A 15,282-nucleotide genomic window follows, 5' to 3' on the forward strand; every position below is an offset into this window, starting at 1 on the left:
AATGTGCAGTCTGGCCGGGTAGATGGTGGCGGTCCTCTCGTGGCGGGTGGGGCCTTGCCATTGCTTGAGGTGGTTGATGCACTGCTCGACGGTGTTGCGTTGCTCTGGGAGACTTGCCGCATGACGTTGAGCGATGACGCCCGCAGCATTCTCGACCATGTTGCCCGATCACCGAAGCCGGTTGCTATGTCCGACTTCTTCCACCAGATTCATCCGATTACGTTCGCTCGGAGCGCCCCGGATGATGACCCGGCGCGCGAGGCGTGGACGGAGCTGCAGCTCCGCCTGTATGGGGCGTCGCTGGATCTGCATGAGGCCGGCTTGGTGGAGGTCGTACATCCGGCGAACGGGGAGCGTCCAGACCTGGTTGCCGTGACGGAGGCGGGCCGGGCTCTGCTGGGCTGAACGCGCTCTGACCCCAGTCGCCCTCCCTCACGGCGGCCGGGGCCAGGCTGATGTGCCCGCTATTCGGCTTCGGTGTGGCGGCCAGGGCTGACCTGGATGCGGCTCTCGGCGAAGTGCTCCCAGTCCGGCACCAGGTAGAACCGCGCGTGTCCCGGCAGATCCTTGGCGGCTACCTCGGCACGCGGTGCGCCGCGGTAGACACGGGCGTCGCCCTGCTCGACGAAGTAGTCCAGCCCGAGGCGGATGTCGTCCGCGTCCAGGCTCGTGGCTTCGGCGAGCCGGTCCAGCGAGGTGAACATCTCGGCTGGGCTTCGAGCTCTTCGGGGAGCGGCAGGTCTTCGGGCATCCACCAGGCGCCGTCTTCGTCCTGGCTGGCGACACCGAGAGCGATCATCGTGGCAGCCAACTCGCGGATCGTCGTCGGGACCGGCAAGCCGGTGGCTGTGTAGGCGGCCTCGCACAGCTTGCGGTGCTCCTCGACGGCGGCCTTGATGCTCTCCTGCTCTCCCTCGCTTTCGTCCTTGAGGTCGTCCTCCTCCAGCTACAGGACGGGGGAGTCGAGACTGGTGCCGGCGTTCCTCCACGTCGGCCCGAGGGTGCCATCGTCCGCGCCGTAGATGACGCGGACGATGGTGTCGAGGGATCCGCGGAGGTCTTCGCCGCGGCTGTGCCGAAGGTCATGGTGAGCATGAAGGACTGGTGGCGTGGCAGGAGATGGGTCCAGCCGCTGGTGAATCAGTCGGAGGGGAACGACATGCTCGGGCCGGCTGGTGGTTTCGGTGGTCAAGGCAGTCTCCGAGCGAGGGTGATGCGGGCGGCCGCGGTCAGCGGCGGGTGGTCGTGCGGGCCGCCGTCTGGCGGGGCAACAGGATGCCGTGCAGGTCAGGGCGGTGTCTATCGATCTGGACTGGTTCCGGTGCGGCGGCAGCAGGCAGAAGGCTGCCCCGGCCGCCGAGGGGGATGGCGGCCGGGGCCAGGTCTAGGGCCTGTAATCCGGATCTTGCCGGGGGCACGGGGTATGGCACGGACATCTGCGGCGTTGTCGTCGGTTGCCGACGAACCGCGTCGCCCCCTTCCTCCGCCTTGCAGCTGCACGTATCAGCCCCGCTCGGGCGGCCGTGAGGCGCCGTAGGTCCAGGCCGACTTGATCCGAGAGAAAGGCTCTAGCCGGGTAGCACGATAGGAGGGGTCTCGGCATCTGTCTGGGGCCTCTCCCTTATGTTTGAGTCTGTGACGCTCATTTGACGCTCGGCGCCCCTCGTTTCCCCAGATGGAGTCCCCAGGAGGCATCTGACCTGCTCTTTCTTCAACCTCGATCTGGATCACATGGTTTCGATGACGCATCACGTCGAATGCGTGGTGATTCTGGAGCCTGCCGAAAGAGGCCGCTGACCTGCGGTTTTAGCTGGCGCGCATCAGAGGTGTCCTGACGCTCATTCCGATGGGTCATCAGGTGGGCTGAAGGGCTGTTTCAAGTGGCCTGTCGGCGTTGGGCTATCGATGTCACGGCGCCTGGCTTCTGTTGTGGGCGGGGCGTCCGAAGGCGAGTCCCGAGCGACGTGGGCGAGGTTCGCTTCGGTGTGGCCGTACCCGACGGGGATGCCAGGACCAGCGGCATACTTTGCCGCGCCCGCTCGGCGCCCTAACGGAAAATCCCGCGCGGGCGTCCGACGGCCGGGCTGATGTCCTGGCGTGGCTGTCCTCCATGCTCGGCGAGGAGCCACTGCGGAGGCGGTGATGAGCGGTGAGCATCTGCTGTACAGGCTCTTGGCCCGCCGTATCGGCTTCATGGTCCTCGGAACCCTCGCGCCTTCGGCGAGAGACCGTTCCGTCACTCTGGCCGTGCACCCCACTTTCGGGATGACCGGAATCCGGACAAGACGAACACTGGTCCCCACTCAAGACCCTGAGGGACTGTCATGTCTGACGAATGATCAATAACCTTACGGAACACGCGATTCCCGGTCTCGACGGAGCATCATGACCACTGCGGCACAGATACCCGACATCCTCTCGCCCGAGTTCGCGGCGGACCCGTATCCGGTCTACCGCCTGATGCGGGAGTCCGCGCCTCTCATCTGGCACGAGGCGACGCGGAGTTACATCATCTCGCGGTACGAAGACGTCGAACGCGTCTTCAAGGACAAGGACGCCGAGTTCACCACCGACAACTACGACTGGCAGATCGAGCCGGTCCACGGCAAGACGATCCTCCAGCTCAGCGGGCGTGAGCACGCCGTGCGCCGGGCTCTGGTCGCCCCCGCCTTCCGGGGCCGGGACCTGCAGGAGAAGTTCCTGCCCGTGATCGAGCGCAACTCGCGCGAACTGATCGACGCCTTCCGGCAGTCCGGTTCCGCCGACCTCGTCGCGGACTACGCGACCCGCTTCCCGGTCAACGTGATCGCGGACATGCTGGGGCTGGACAAGGCCGACCACGCCCGCTTCCACCGCTGGTACACCGCCGTCATCGCCTTCCTCGGCAACCTGTCCGGCGACCAGGAGGTGGCCGCCGCGGGCGAGCGCACCCGCGTGGAGTTCGCGGAGTACATGCTGCCGATCATCCGCGAGCGCCGCGAGAACCTCGGCGACGACCTGCTGTCGGTGCTGTGCGCCGCCGAGGTCGACGGGGTGCGGATGAGCGACGAGGACATCAAGGCGTTCTGCAGCCTGCTGCTCGCCGCCGGTGGCGAGACCACGGACAAGGCGATCGCCAGCATCTTCGCCAACCTGCTGAGCCACCCCGACCAGCTCGCCGCCGTCCGCGCCGACCACAGCCTGATCCCGCGGGCGTTCGCGGAGACCCTGCGCTTCACCCCGCCGGTGCACATGATCATGCGGCAGTCCGCGACCGAGGTGAAGCTCAGCGGCGGCACCATCCCGGCCGGGGTCACCGTCACCTGCCTGATCGGCTCGGCCAACCGCGACGAGAACCGCTACCGCGAGCCCGACCGCTTCGACATCTTCCGCGAGGACCTCACCGCCACCAACGCCTTCTCGGCCGCCGCCGACCATCTGGCGTTCGCACTGGGCCGGCACTTCTGCGTGGGCGCGCTGCTCGCCAAGGCGGAGGTCGAGACCGGCGTCGCCCAACTGCTGGACGCCATGCCGGACCTGCGCTTCGCGGACGGCTTCGACCCGGTCGAGCAGGGTGTGTTCACCCGTGGACCCCAGGCGCTGCCGGTGCGGTTCACCCCCGTCACCGCCTGACCCGCACCGTGCCGCTGGGCCCCGCTCGGGGGCCCAGCGGCCCACCGGCTAACCGTCGACCGGAGTGAACCGCACCGGCAGGGTGGTCAGCCCCCGCATCCAGATGGACGACCGCCAGGTCAGCGTGTGCGGGTCCACCGCGAGCACCAGGTCGGGCAGCCGCTCCAGCAGCGTCTCCACGGCGGTGCGCGCCATGACGTCCGCGAGCAGCGGCGCCGGGTACGGGCACCGGTGCTCACCGTTGCTGAACGACAGGTGCGCGGCGTTCTCCGCGCCGACATGGCCCTCGGGCCACAGACTCGGGTCGGTGTTGGCGGCGGCCAGTCCGAGGACCAGGCAGTCCCCGGCCTTGATCCGGCGCCCGCCGAGCTGGGTGTCGCGTACCGCCCAGCGGCCGATGAAGTTTTGGGTGGGCGTGTCCAGCCAGAGCACCTCGTTCAGCGCCTCGCCCACGCTGACCCGGCCGCCGGACACGCTGAGTTCGAACCGCTCGTCGGTCAGCAGCAGCCTGAGCGCGTTGCAGATCCAGTTGGCGGTGGGCTGCTGGGCTGCGGCGATGACCGAGATCAGGTCCTGGACGATCTCCTCGTCGCTGAGCCCCGCCGGGTGCAGCACCATCCGCGAGGTGACGTCCTTGCCGGGGTCGGCCCGCTTGTCCCGGACCAGCCGCGCCAGCCGCTCGCCCACGCGTCCGTACGCCGCCACCGGGTCGTCGCCCTCGGCCGCGTCCAGGGAGATCCGCAGGTCGTCCACGAGCTGCTGGGTGTCGGCGCCCGAGATCGGCATGCCGCACACCTGCACCACGGCGCGCATCGGCAGGGCGTGCGCGTACGACGCCATCAGCTCGGCCTGGCCGCTGCCCGCGAACCGGGCGATCAGTTCGTCGGCGATCAGCTCGCAGTCGCGGGCCAGCTCGAACTGGTCCACCCCGGACAGCGCCTCGGTGATCACCCCGGCCCGGCGCCGGTGCTCCTCGCCCTCGGTGAACAGCACCGAGGGCTGGTAGCCGACGAAGGGCATCAGCGGCCAGTCCGGCGGGATGTTGTCCCACTGGTTCCAGCGCCGCGAGTCCCGCGCGAACAGCTCGTCGTGGCTGGTGACGTGGGCGACCTCGTGGTAGCCGAGCACCAGCCAGGCGGGGATGTCGCCGTCCAGCAGGACCGGTGCGACCGCGCCGTGCTCGCGGCGCAGCGTCCGGTACATCTGCGACGGCGTCTGCTGGTACTCAAGGCCCGCCAGGCGCACCGCGTCGGTGTGGGCGGGGCAGCCTGGCGGCGGTGCCTGCTGCGCGGAGAAGGGGCCGGGGTCGGTCACGGGGTCGCCTCCTGGGCGGTGGCCAGCGTGTACACATGGTCCACGAGGGTGATCAGCACGTCCTTGCCCGACTGCCTCACCCGTGCGTCGCAGTCGATCATCGGCACGTGATCGGGGAGCGCGAGGGCCTGGCGGATCTCGTCCAGGGAGTAGTGGGCCGCGTCGTCGAACCGGTTGACGGCCACCACGAAGGGCGTGCCGTGGTGTTCGAGGCGGTCTATCGCGTACCAGGAGTCGTCCATCCGGCGGGTGTCGACGAGGACGACGGCGCCGAGGGTGCCGGAGAAGAGCCGGTCCCACAGGAACCAGAAGCGCTCCTGCCCCGGCGCGCCGAACAGGTACAGCACCATAGTGTCGTTGAGGCTGATCCGGCCGAAGTCGAAGGCGACGGTGGTGGTCGACTTCGCGGCGACGCCACTGGTCTCGTCGATGCCGACGCCCGCCTCCGTCATCACCTCCTCGGTGTTCAGCGGCCGGATCTCGCTCACGGAGCGGACCAGCGTGGTCTTGCCGACGCCGAAGCCGCCCACGACGACGATCTTCAGACCGGTTTCCGCCGCGTCGGCCAGTGGCGTGCGGTGGGCGGGCAGCTCAGAGATTGCGGAGCCCATGGAGCACTTCCTTGAGAAGGGCGGGGTCGGGGAGCGAGGGGTTCACGGGTGGGTGGCGTGCGGTGATCCGGCCGGTGTCGAGGAGGTCGGCGAGGAGGATCCGCACGACCATGATCGGCAGTTCCAGTTCGGCGGAGATCTCGACGACCGAGGTCGGGTGCCGGCACAGGGTCAGGATGCGGGAGTGCTCCGACTGCATGCCCGTGGTCGGCTGGCACTCCGCGACGATCAGGGTGACCAGGTCCAGGGTGTCGTCGACACTGCTGCGCCCGTTCGTGACCGTGTAGAGCCGGTCGGGGGCACCGGTGTCCACCGGCTTGCGGGTCACGAGGGGGTACTCCCCTGGAGCGGCTGCCGGGGCGCTGCCCGCAGATGCTCGCCGATCTTGTCGACCAGCCCGGTCATCTCCTCGCCGAGGCGGCCGGGGTCGGCGTCCTCGGCGGCGACGACCGCGAGGTGCGCGCCCTCACCGGCGCCGACGATGCAGAGCAGACCGCCGTGGAAGGCGGTCATGGCGTGGAGCACGCCGCCGGTGCCGTCCCCGAACTCCACGGACGCGCCGTGGGACAGGGCCTGGAGACCGGAGCAGATCGCGGCGAGCTGGTCGGCCTGATCCGCGGCCAGGTCGGGGGTCCAGCACAGCTTGAGACCGTCGCGGGAGAGGACCAGGGCGTGCCGGGCACCGGGCGTCTGGTCCAGCAGGTTCTGCAGCAGCCAGACGAGGCTGTTGTCGGTGGTCTGCATGATGGGTGATGGGACGGTGGTGTCCAGTTGTTCGGTCACCGGCCCGTTCCTCCAATCTCATGGGCACGAGGGGGGCGTGGCTGCCGGGCGCGGGGCCGGCGGGGCTCGGGGGGCTAACCGGCGGTCGGCGGCTCGGGGTCGGGGCGGCCGCCCAGGGTGTCGCCCGAGGACTTGCGCGAGCGGTGGAAGGCGCCGAAGCGGGAGCCGACGTCGTGTGCGGGCCGCTTGCGGGGCGGGGCGGGCTTGCTCGCGGGGCGCTGGGCGCGCTCGGCGTCGCTCATGGTGCGTCCGGGTTTGCGCACGGGGAGCCCGTTCGGGGTGGCGGAGACGGGCGCGGGGGTGGGCGCGGCGGCGGGCGGCTCGTGCCGGGTCTGCTCGGGGACTTCCCGCAGGATCACGGGGGGATCGGGGCGTACGGGTGTCTCGACGACGGGGGCGGCCGTCGGCGTTTCGGGCGCGGGGACCGGCTGGACGGTGGCCGTCCGGGTCGCCTCCCGCCGCGCGGGCCACGGGTCGCGCTGCTGCGCGATGAGGCGCCGGGGCAGCAGGACGACCACGCCGGTGCCGCCGCGCGAGGAGGGGCGGTAGCTGACGTTGATCCGGTACTTGAGCGCGAGCAGTCCGACCACGGCGAGGCCAAGGCGGGTGCCCTGGAGGGAGGCGAGGTCGGCCATGCTGCCCGCCACCGCGCCCTCGGCGTGCTTCATCGCCGCCTCGGACATGGTCAGTCCGCTGTCCTCGACGGTGACGACGATCCCGGCCCGGTGCTCCTCGACGTAGACGTGGACCTCGTCGGTGGGCGGGGAGAAGTTGGCCGCGTTGTCGATGAGTTCGGCGAGGAGGTGCATCACGCCTTCGGCGGCGAACCCGGAGATGGCCGCCTGGGAGGTGAAGTGCAGCCGGACTCGCTGGTAGGCGGCGATACGGCCGATGGCGCCCCGGAGGATGCTCTCCATCCGGATCGGCTTGTTCCAGGTACGGCTGGTCTTGCCGCCCATGAGCAGCGCCAGCCGGTCGGCGATCAGCACGAGCTGGGAGGTCCTGTGGTCCAGCCGCATCAGATCGCCGAGCATCGTGCCGTCGTGCTCGTCCTGCATCGCCCGCAGGTCGGCGAGCATGCTGACGGCCTTGGCCTGGACCCGGCTGAGCGCCTTGGTGGAGGCGATCCGGGCACCGCCCGCGCGCCGCTCGCTGCGCGCCAGCTCGCGGACGACCAGCTCGCCCAGGTCGTGCATCAACGGCACGCGGGGCAGCGTGAGTTCGCCCAGGACCGTGTCGGCCGAGCGGCCCTCGGCGAGGCGGGCGACGGCGGCGGGCAGCGTCTCCCGGGTGAGCCGGTCGGCTTCGGCCAGGAGCTCGTTCAGCGCCTCCTGGGTTTCCCGGGCTTCCTTGTCCGCCGCGGCAGCGCGGCTCACCGCCTCCTCCAGGGCACCGGCGGAGAGGTGGGCGAGCCGGCGCAGGTTCTGGTCGTTGGGCATCGACACGCCCGCGAGCGCGTCGGCGGCGGCGCTGCCGGTCAGCACCAGGTTGTGCAGGGAGGGCAGCGTCACGCTGGCCAAGTGGCTGGTCTGCGCGGCGGTTTGCTGCGCCTGCGTGCGGAGCCGGTCGTTCTCGGCGGCCTGGGTGGCGGCGGCGAGCCGGGCCCGGCGGACGAGGAGGTGCCCGACGAGCACCGCGACGGCGACGCACGCCCAGCCCGCGCCCGCCACGACGAGCGCCCATCCGTGGGTGCCGGACGGCGCCACCGCGACCGCGACGCCCGCGGCCACGGCGGTCACCGCCACCACGGCCGCGGGCACCGCCCACGAGCTGCGCTGAACGGCCGTCGAGCGGTGTTGAACGGACGGTGCAGGAACTGACATTCCGCGGTCCCTCGGTCTGCGAGCAGAAGAATCGGCGACCGAACGCCTCGATCGCGGTCCGGAAGCGGCCGCCTCGGAGGAAGGCGATCTTCCAGTCCGGTTACGCCGACATGCTAGTCACACCGGAGTGCGCCACGTTCCGAATGACCCCTCCTGGACGCCCGGACCTGAAGTCGTCGTGAAGCAGCCACTGCGACGACGGGCCGTGATAGAGGGCTGTCCGGGCCGCACCGCGGGTGGCGGGCCCGGAAACACCCCATGCGCCCCCGCTCTCCCGTCACCGGAGTGGCTGCCGCGCACCCCTTCCGAGGGGTCAGCCTCCTCGGAAGGGGACCCTTTCCAGCCAACCGGACGCGATCACCGGAAGAGGACGACGGCACCGATCACCCGGATCGCCGGGAATGCGAGGGCCGATACCGGACAACCGGCGGTCGCCGACGAGTTCAGACGTGCGCGTCCGGGGTCTGGTCGGCCGGTTTCCAGTCGAGTACCGAGCGGTCGTGCAGGCGGAGTTGCTCCTCGGGGGTGTGTTCGATGTGGCGCATGCTCCAGCGCAGGAGGGGTGGGGCCATCAGGGAGGTGATGACGGCGACCAGGACGATGAGGGTGTAGGACGCGGAGTTCAGCACGCCGATGCGCAGTCCGGCGGCGGCGACGACGAGCTGGATGACGCCGCGGGCGTTGAGCGCGCCGCCCAGGGCGACGGATTCCCAGGTCCCGACGCCGACGGCCCTGGCGCCGACGAAGACGCCGGCCACCTTGCCGACGACGGCGACCAGCAGCAGGGCGGCGCCGGCCGCGAGGGTCGCGGGGTGGGTGAGGGCGCTCAGGTCCAGGCGCAGACCGGCGGTGGCGAAGAAGAGGGGCGCGAACACCGCGAGGACGACCGTGCGCAGGGGCGCGAGCCGGGCGCGCAGGCTCCGGGGGCCCGAGCTGATGAGCATGCCCGCGAGGAAGGCGCCGAACATGGCTTCCAGACCCAGTGCCTGCGTGGCGGCGGCGCAGAGGAGGACGAAGGCGGTCACGGTGCCCACCACGACCGCCGTGTCGGAGGTGTGCTCGGCCGCCTTCATGACCCGGTTGGCCAAGGGGCGCAGGACGCAGAAGGCGACGGTCAGCACCAGGGCCGTGGCGAGCAGGGGCATGACGAGATGGTCGCCTCCCATTCCGCCGCCGACGGCCATGGCCGACACCACGGACAGCAGGATCCAGCCGACGACGTCGTCCACCATGCCCGCCGCCAGGGTGAGCTGTCCGACGTCGCGGTGGATGAGGTGCATGTCGGTGAGGATCTTGGCGATGACCGGCAGTGCGCTGACGGACAGGGCGACGGCGACGAAGAGCGCGAAGACGGGGCGGTCGGCGCCGTCGGGGAGGAGGCTCGCGGGAGCCGCCCAGCCCGCGGCGTAGCCGAGACCGAAGGGCAGCAGCAGACCTCCCGCGCCGACGCCGAGAGCGGTGACGCCACGACGCCGTACCAGGGCGGCGTCCATCTCGACGCCCGTGATGCCGACCAGCAGCAGGACGCCGATCTGACCGACCGCGTCGAGGAGGTGGAACTGCCCGGTGTCCCGGGGCAGCAGCCAGTGCGCGGCGGCGGGGGAGACGTTGCCGAGGACGGTCGGCCCGAGCAGGATGCCGACGCACAGTTCTCCGGCGACGGCGGGCATCCCGAGCCGGGCGGCGAGGCGCCCGCACAGGACGGCGAGGAGGACGAGCACTCCTGCTTGCAGCAGGAACACGAACAGTTGGTGGGACGGCAGGGGCGGGATCGGCGGGGCTGCGAGGCGCACGGGTGCGATCTCCTGACGGAAATGCCCCGGGCGCGGCGCAAGTGCCGCGCCCGGAGCCGTGGATGAGAGAGCGAGGGCGTGCGGTCCGGCGGCCGGTGGTGTCAGTCCGCCGATGTGGTGCTGTGTCCGGGGAGCTGTGCGCCGGGCGGGCCGGGGTGAGGTGCCGCGTCTGCCTCACGCTTCCCCGGGCGGTCCTGTACGAGGAGCCCGGCGCAGGCGGCTACGGCGAGGACCATGACGGCGACGCTGTACACGGTGGTCGTGGCGTCGAGCCCGAACTTCTGGACGCAGAGACCCGCGACGACCGCGGGCACGCTGAAGCCCAGGTAGCCCACGACGTAGACGCTGGCCACCACTCCGGCCCGCTCGTCGGGAGCGGCGAGCGGCGCGATGGTCTGGAAGGCGCCGAGGAAACCGGTGCCGAAGCCGTAACCGGCGATGACGATGCCGACGAAGAAGAGCGCGGGGGACGGGACGGCGAGGGCGCCGAGAGTGGTGCCGATGCCGACGAGGAAGGCGACGAAGCCGAGGGTCATGGTGCGGCGCGGCGGCCGGTCGCGGCGCAGCAGCGAGCCGACGGCTCCGGCGCCGGTCAGGGCGAAGATGACCAGACCGCCGATGAGGTGGCCGCTCAGGTGCAGGGTGCGGACCGCGATGGACGGGCCGAGCGACATGTACAGACCGCCGACCGCCCACACCGCGAACAGGCAGGGCGCCACGGTCAGGAACAGCGGCCGCACCCGGCGCGGCACCCCCAGGTGGGGCACCAGCGAGGCGATCGCGCCCGGCCTGCGCGGCGAGGTCTCCGGCAGCAGCGGGACGACGAGCGCCGCCGCCACGAACACGATCAGGAGCAGTACATAGACGAGGGTCTTCGGCGCGGGCGCGTACTCGACGAGGAACCCCGAGCCGAGCGCGCCGAGGGCCAGACCGATGAGCGGTACGAGGCTGTTGACCAGCGCGCCCAGGCGGGGACGGGGCTGCAGGTCGAGGAGAGCGGAGCTGGCCGCGCCGGTCGCGGCGCCGGTGGCCAGCCCCTGGACGACGCGTGCGGCGAGGAGCGGTCCGACGCCGTCGGCGGTGATGAACAGCACCATGCTCACCACTTCGACGGCCAGGGACGCGCCGAAGACCGTGCGGCGCCCGACGTGGTCGGAGATGCCGCCCACCACGAGCAGCGCCGCGAGCAGCGCGAGCGCGTACACCGCGAAGACGGCGGTCAGCATCGTGGCGGAGAAACCCCAGTCCGCCTGGTACACCGGGTACAGCGGAGAGGGCGCGCTGGAGGCGAAGAGCAGCAGCGTCTGCACCGTGGCGATCAGCCAGAAGGCGAACGTCCGGTTGAGGAACGGAAGTTGGCGTACGGGACTCATGCGGAACCCCGTCGGCGATCGGTCCGTCCCCGGGGGCGGGCGGGCACGGCACCGAGGTGTCCGTCGAGTGCCGGGGAGTCAGCGGGCATGTGGTGTCCCTTTCCGTGTGTGCCGCGAGGCACCGAAGGGCGTCGCCGTCGCCGTGGTCACTCCGTCGCCCCTCGCGCGACGCGTGCTCCGTCCGGCGTGTCCGGGTCGGCCGTTGCCGTGGGCGAGTGTGACAGGCGGGCACGGACGAGGAAGTAGATCCCGGCCACGATGCCGACCCCGGCGACCCCGGCGGACCACCAGGGGAGGTCGGCGTGGACGCCGTAGAGGAAGACGCCCAGCGCCGGTCCCACCGACATGCCCGTCGTCTGGCAGAAGCCCAGAAAGGACTGGTATCTGCCGACCGCGCCCGGGGGAGCCGCCTTCGCCGAGATGTCGGAGGAGGTGGGCGCCACCAGCATCTCCCCGGTCGTCCAGAGCACGACGGAGACGATGACGACCGTCCAGTTCGGACCGAGGGCCAGGACCGCCATGCCGCTGACCACGCACGCCGACCCCAGCGCCGCCACGACATGGGAGGGAATCCGCCGCATCACCAGGGACACCGGGACCTCGCAGCACATCACCATGACGGCGTTGGCGGTGAGCATGATGCCGTACGTCCGCGCGCCGTAACCGGCGTCGGTGATGGCCAGCGGCAGCGGACCCAGGTGCATGGAGTAGACGACCGCGGTGATGCCGGACAGGACACAGAACGCCATGAAGAGCGGATCGCCGGACAGGACCCGCTTCTCCCGGTGCCCGCTCGTCCCGCTCCTCGATTCCGCCGCCCGTTCCTGGAGCGTCGAGGGGAGCGCCAGCAGCATCAGGGTGGAGGCGAACGCCGCGATGGCGTTGCCGAGCAGCAGCGTGTCCATGTGGGACTCGGCCCAGAGCCCGCCGAGCAGTCCGCCGAGGGCGGCTCCCACGTTGAAGGTCGTCCGGAAACCGGCGAACATGGTGAGCCGCCGGTCCGCGGGCGCCGTGACGCTGATGACCGCCTGCGCCACCGGGGTGAAGCCCTGGACCGCCATGGACAGCAGCGCGGCGAGGATCACCGAGGCGGTGAACCCCGTCAGTGCCGTGAGCGCCAGCGACAGCACCGCCGTCGACAGGGTGCACAGCGCCAGGGTGCGGCGCGGGCCCAGGCGGTCGGCGGTCCAGCCCGACAGACCCGCGCCCGCCATGCCGGTCCCGGCGACCACGGCCAGCGCCGTCGTGATCTGTCCGGGACCGAAACCCCGGGACGAGAGGATCAGCGCCAGGAACAGGGTGAAGAAGCCGCCGATCCGGTTGAGGAAGGCGCTGGCCGCGACGATCAGGATCGGGGTGGGCACCCCCTTGACCGTGCGGTACGGCGTCTCACCGGTCGTCGGTGCTCCGGTCATGCGCTGTCCAGGGGATCGGAATCGAGCCGTACCGTGCGCTCCGCCCGGTCCAGCAGTTCGGCGCACTCCTCCTCGTTCTCGCCCTCGACGATGATGTAGGCGTAGCGCGCCACATAGTCGTGCGGAGGGCGGCGCAGCACGGATCCCGGAGCGGCGGCGGTCCCCGCCTCCACGACGCCGGGCAGGGCGACGGTGCCGGAGAGATCGACCGACCGGAGCACGAGATCCCGCTCCGGCCGCAGGAACCGGATGCTCACCGTCCTGGACCGGGTACGGGAGATCCGCGGTTCGCGACCCGTGACGGCGTCGACGCAGACCGCTCCCACGTCGATGCCGGTGGCCATCTCGCCGAGGCGCGGTACGAGGTCTCCGCCCGGGCGTCCGTTGATCTCCACGATCACCGGTCCCCGCGGGGTGAGTTTGACCTCGGTGTGGGTGACCCCGTGGGTGATGCCGAGTGCCCGGTGCGCCTCGTGCAGCATCCCGACGAGAGCCTCGTCCTCCACGAGCGGGTCGTCGCCGAAGACCGTGTGCCCGACCTCGACGAAGTACGGCGCGTCCGCCACCTTCTTGTGCGCCACGAACATCGCCCGGTACCGGCCGTCGTAGACGACGCCGTCGACGCTGATCTCCTCACCGGTGAGGAACTGCTCGACGAGGTAGTCGTCCGGCACCTCGACGCCCGGGTAGCCGGCCCGGGTGGACACGGAGAACGCCTCGGCCATCTCCTCGGGGCGGTGGACGCCGACGACGCCGTAACTCGCCCCCAGCGTGCGCGGTTTGACGACGACCGGGAAACCCAGCTCCGCCGCCGCCGCACGCGCCTCCTCGGCGGAGCGGACCGTGGTGAACCCCGGCTGGGCCACCCCCGCCTCCGTCAGGAGCCGCCGCGAGGTCTTCTTGTCCCGGCAGTTGGCGGCCGTAGCGGCGGAGAGCCCCGGAAGACCGAGGAAGTCCACGATCGCCGCGTAGTGGCGCAGTACCGCTTCGTCGGGGCAGAGCACGCCGACGACGTCGTACCGGGCGGCGAGGCTCTTCGCCGCCCGGAGCATCTCGTCGGTGTCGAAGAGGTTCAGCACGGTGGATCCGATGGCCCAGTCGCTCTGCCAGGTGGGCTCCTCGTTCTCGAACAGCCAGACCGCGTGCCGGTCCGCCGCCGCCCGGAGCAGATACTCCCGGTACGGTCTGTCGTCGCGGCCCTTATGGCTTCCGATCCCCACGACGAGGAAGACTTGGTCGCGCGTGTGCCGACTGGTCAACTGCTGTGTCCTCTCGGGAAAGGGTCACGCGAAGTCGTTCCGGACGGTCGCGTACCGGGCGGTGAGGTCCGCGACCTCCTTGCGGATGAGCTCCGGGTCGCCGCCGCCAAGGGCTCGGACGGTCAGGTCGGCCACCTCGGTCATCGCGGCCGGGTCCATCCCCATGCGGGTGAGCTCCTGGGTCCCCAGGCGCAGCCCGGACGTCCCCTGCGCGGGCAGATGGACGACGGAGGCGCGGATACCGCAGCTCTGCAACCGCGCGCCCCAGTCGACGGGGTCCTGGGTGCCCTCGGGCGGCAGGACCCAGATCTGGTGGGTCTCGGTGAATCCGAAGTGCTCGCCCACCACGCGCAAGCCGCGTTCGCTCAGCAGCTCCGCCAGCCTCCGTGCGTTGTCGATCACGGCGCGGGCGTAGGTCCGACGGCTGTCCATCAGCTCGCTGAAGGTGACCGCGAGCGCCCCGACGCTGTTGGTGTGCGCGCTCGACACCCGGAACTTGAGGTGCTCGGACATGTCCGCGACGACCTTCTCGTCGCTCGACAGCATGACCGCCTTCTGCGGACCGGGGAAGGTCTTGTGCGTGCTGGCCGTGCACAGGCTGATCTGGCGCCACAGCGCGGGGAGGTCGTAGAGCACGGGCAGCAGACCCAGGATGTGCGAGGCGTCGAAGGTGATGAGCGCGTCGCCTCCGACCGCGTTCCTCATCTGCTCCATGTCCGGGACCCGGAGCGCCGTGGAGAGGTCCACGTAGTAGAAGCGGGACGGCGCGGCGCGGTGCTGCTCCGCCAGGCGGTCCATGTCCACGCGCAGGTTCACGCCGTCGAACGGCAGCAGACCGGTGTCGTGCCCGAAGTCCCGGCAGATCTGCTCGGTGGCGTAGTGACCGCCCGCGTCCGGTCCCAGGGAGACGATGCGCTCGCCCGGCTCGCTGAGCGTGGAGATCATGCTCTGCATGGCGTGCAGACCGGACAGGAAGTGCACCAGGGCGTGGTCGACCTGGAAGTACTCACAGGCGAGGGCGGCGCACTCCTCGTACAGGTCGGCCACGTTCGAGGGGTCCCCGTACAGGTAGCCGGGACCGCTCATCCTCGGGTAGCGCGATACCAGGTCCGAACCCAGCAGCGAGCGCGCGCCGTCGCTCAGGCGATTCTCGATCGGATAGAGGTTGAGGGTGGGACTCACGCGGCCGAATCGGTGAATGATCTCTTCAGGGGTCACAGCAGACCTCTCGCTGATCGTGGAACCGGGGCGGGGGAGGGGGCGTCCGAGAAGGGCGGCGACCCTTCCCGGACGGCTGGG

Annotated in this window: 13 protein-coding genes and 1 pseudogene; 2 read left to right on the forward strand and 12 right to left on the reverse strand. The window is 70.8% G+C overall.

All coding sequences use genetic code 11. From position 1 onward, the window contains the following. Nucleotides 1-69 precede the first annotated feature (69 nt). Complete coding sequence (locus tag IF655_RS10950) at nt 70-405, forward strand: hypothetical protein (RefSeq protein WP_307814901.1); 336 nt, start codon at nt 70-72, stop codon at nt 403-405. A gap of 59 nt (nt 406-464) precedes the next feature. Here IF655_RS10950 and IF655_RS31775 read toward each other — a convergent pair whose 3' ends face one another. Both IF655_RS31775 and IF655_RS31780 read right to left on the reverse strand, forming a co-directional pair. Then, complete coding sequence (locus IF655_RS31775) at nt 465-704, reverse strand: DUF6042 family protein (protein ID WP_199583947.1); 240 nt, start codon at nt 702-704, stop codon at nt 465-467. A 26-nt stretch (nt 705-730) separates the two neighbouring features. Next, a pseudogene (locus IF655_RS31780) lies at nt 731-946 on the reverse strand (DUF6042 family protein); the annotation flags it as partial. A gap of 1,439 nt (nt 947-2,385) precedes the next feature. On the opposite strand from IF655_RS31780, the gene IF655_RS10960 reads away from it, so the two are divergent. Continuing rightward, a complete protein-coding gene (locus tag IF655_RS10960) occupies nt 2,386-3,612 on the forward strand; it encodes a cytochrome P450 (RefSeq protein ID WP_199583956.1) in 1,227 nt (408 codons plus the stop codon). A gap of 48 nt (nt 3,613-3,660) precedes the next feature. On the opposite strand, the gene IF655_RS10965 is transcribed toward IF655_RS10960, so the two are convergent. The 10 genes from IF655_RS10965 to IF655_RS11010 all read right to left on the reverse strand — a co-directional run bounded on the left by IF655_RS10965 (nt 3,661) and on the right by IF655_RS11010 (nt 15,165). Next, complete coding sequence (locus IF655_RS10965; protein WP_199583960.1) at nt 3,661-4,926, reverse strand: cytochrome P450; 1,266 nt, start codon at nt 4,924-4,926, stop codon at nt 3,661-3,663. After that, complete coding sequence (locus IF655_RS10970) at nt 4,923-5,537, reverse strand: ATP/GTP-binding protein (protein WP_199583962.1); 615 nt, start codon at nt 5,535-5,537, stop codon at nt 4,923-4,925. The genes IF655_RS10965 and IF655_RS10970 overlap by 4 nt, the downstream gene beginning before the upstream one ends. Beyond that, a complete protein-coding gene (locus IF655_RS10975; protein ID WP_199583964.1) occupies nt 5,518-5,865 on the reverse strand; it encodes a DUF742 domain-containing protein in 348 nt (115 codons plus the stop codon). Before IF655_RS10975 ends, IF655_RS10970 begins: the two co-directional genes overlap by 20 nt. Then, on the reverse strand, nt 5,862-6,281 hold the full coding sequence (locus IF655_RS10980) for a roadblock/LC7 domain-containing protein (protein WP_161181307.1): 420 nt from the start codon (nt 6,279-6,281) through the stop codon (nt 5,862-5,864). The genes IF655_RS10975 and IF655_RS10980 overlap by 4 nt, the downstream gene beginning before the upstream one ends. A 113-nt stretch (nt 6,282-6,394) precedes the next feature. Beyond that, entirely contained in the window at nt 6,395-8,143 is a 1,749-nt protein-coding gene (locus IF655_RS10985) for an ATP-binding protein (protein WP_206775703.1), read from the reverse strand. Nucleotides 8,144-8,586: 443 nt separating this feature from the next. Continuing rightward, on the reverse strand, nt 8,587-9,936 hold the full coding sequence (locus IF655_RS10990; RefSeq protein ID WP_307814902.1) for a cation:proton antiporter: 1,350 nt from the start codon (nt 9,934-9,936) through the stop codon (nt 8,587-8,589). A gap of 101 nt (nt 9,937-10,037) precedes the next feature. Next, entirely contained in the window at nt 10,038-11,309 is a 1,272-nt protein-coding gene (locus IF655_RS10995) for an MFS transporter (protein ID WP_199583966.1), read from the reverse strand. A gap of 146 nt (nt 11,310-11,455) precedes the next feature. Continuing rightward, nucleotides 11,456-12,724: an MFS transporter gene (locus tag IF655_RS11000; RefSeq protein ID WP_199583968.1), complete on the reverse strand. Its 1,269-nt coding sequence runs from the start codon at nt 12,722-12,724 to the stop codon at nt 11,456-11,458. After that, complete coding sequence (locus IF655_RS11005; protein ID WP_199583970.1) at nt 12,721-13,983, reverse strand: ATP-grasp domain-containing protein; 1,263 nt, start codon at nt 13,981-13,983, stop codon at nt 12,721-12,723. The genes IF655_RS11000 and IF655_RS11005 overlap by 4 nt, the downstream gene beginning before the upstream one ends. 24 nt (nt 13,984-14,007) lie before the next feature. Continuing rightward, a complete protein-coding gene (locus tag IF655_RS11010; RefSeq protein WP_199583972.1) occupies nt 14,008-15,165 on the reverse strand; it encodes a serine hydroxymethyltransferase in 1,158 nt (385 codons plus the stop codon). Nucleotides 15,166-15,282: the final 117 nt, after the last annotated feature.

This window comes from Streptomyces sp. DSM 110735 (assembly GCF_016482685.1).
Classification (GTDB): domain Bacteria; phylum Actinomycetota; class Actinomycetes; order Streptomycetales; family Streptomycetaceae; genus Streptomyces.

Bases quoted from the DNA above. Each gene is read 5' to 3' on its own strand.
- IF655_RS31775 (WP_199583947.1), bottom strand. From the start codon at position 704: ATGTTCACCTCGCTGGACCGGCTCGCCGAAGCCACGAGCCTGGACGCG.
- IF655_RS10960 (WP_199583956.1), top strand. From the start codon at position 2,386: ATGACCACTGCGGCACAGATACCCGACATCCTCTCGCCCGAGTTCGCG.
- IF655_RS10970 (WP_199583962.1), bottom strand. From the start codon at position 5,537: ATGGGCTCCGCAATCTCTGAGCTGCCCGCCCACCGCACGCCACTGGCC.
- IF655_RS10980 (WP_161181307.1), bottom strand. From the start codon at position 6,281: ATGCAGACCACCGACAACAGCCTCGTCTGGCTGCTGCAGAACCTGCTG.
- IF655_RS10985 (WP_206775703.1), bottom strand. From the start codon at position 8,143: ATGTCAGTTCCTGCACCGTCCGTTCAACACCGCTCGACGGCCGTTCAG.
- IF655_RS10995 (WP_199583966.1), bottom strand. From the start codon at position 11,309: ATGAGTCCCGTACGCCAACTTCCGTTCCTCAACCGGACGTTCGCCTTC.
- IF655_RS11000 (WP_199583968.1), bottom strand. From the start codon at position 12,724: ATGACCGGAGCACCGACGACCGGTGAGACGCCGTACCGCACGGTCAAG.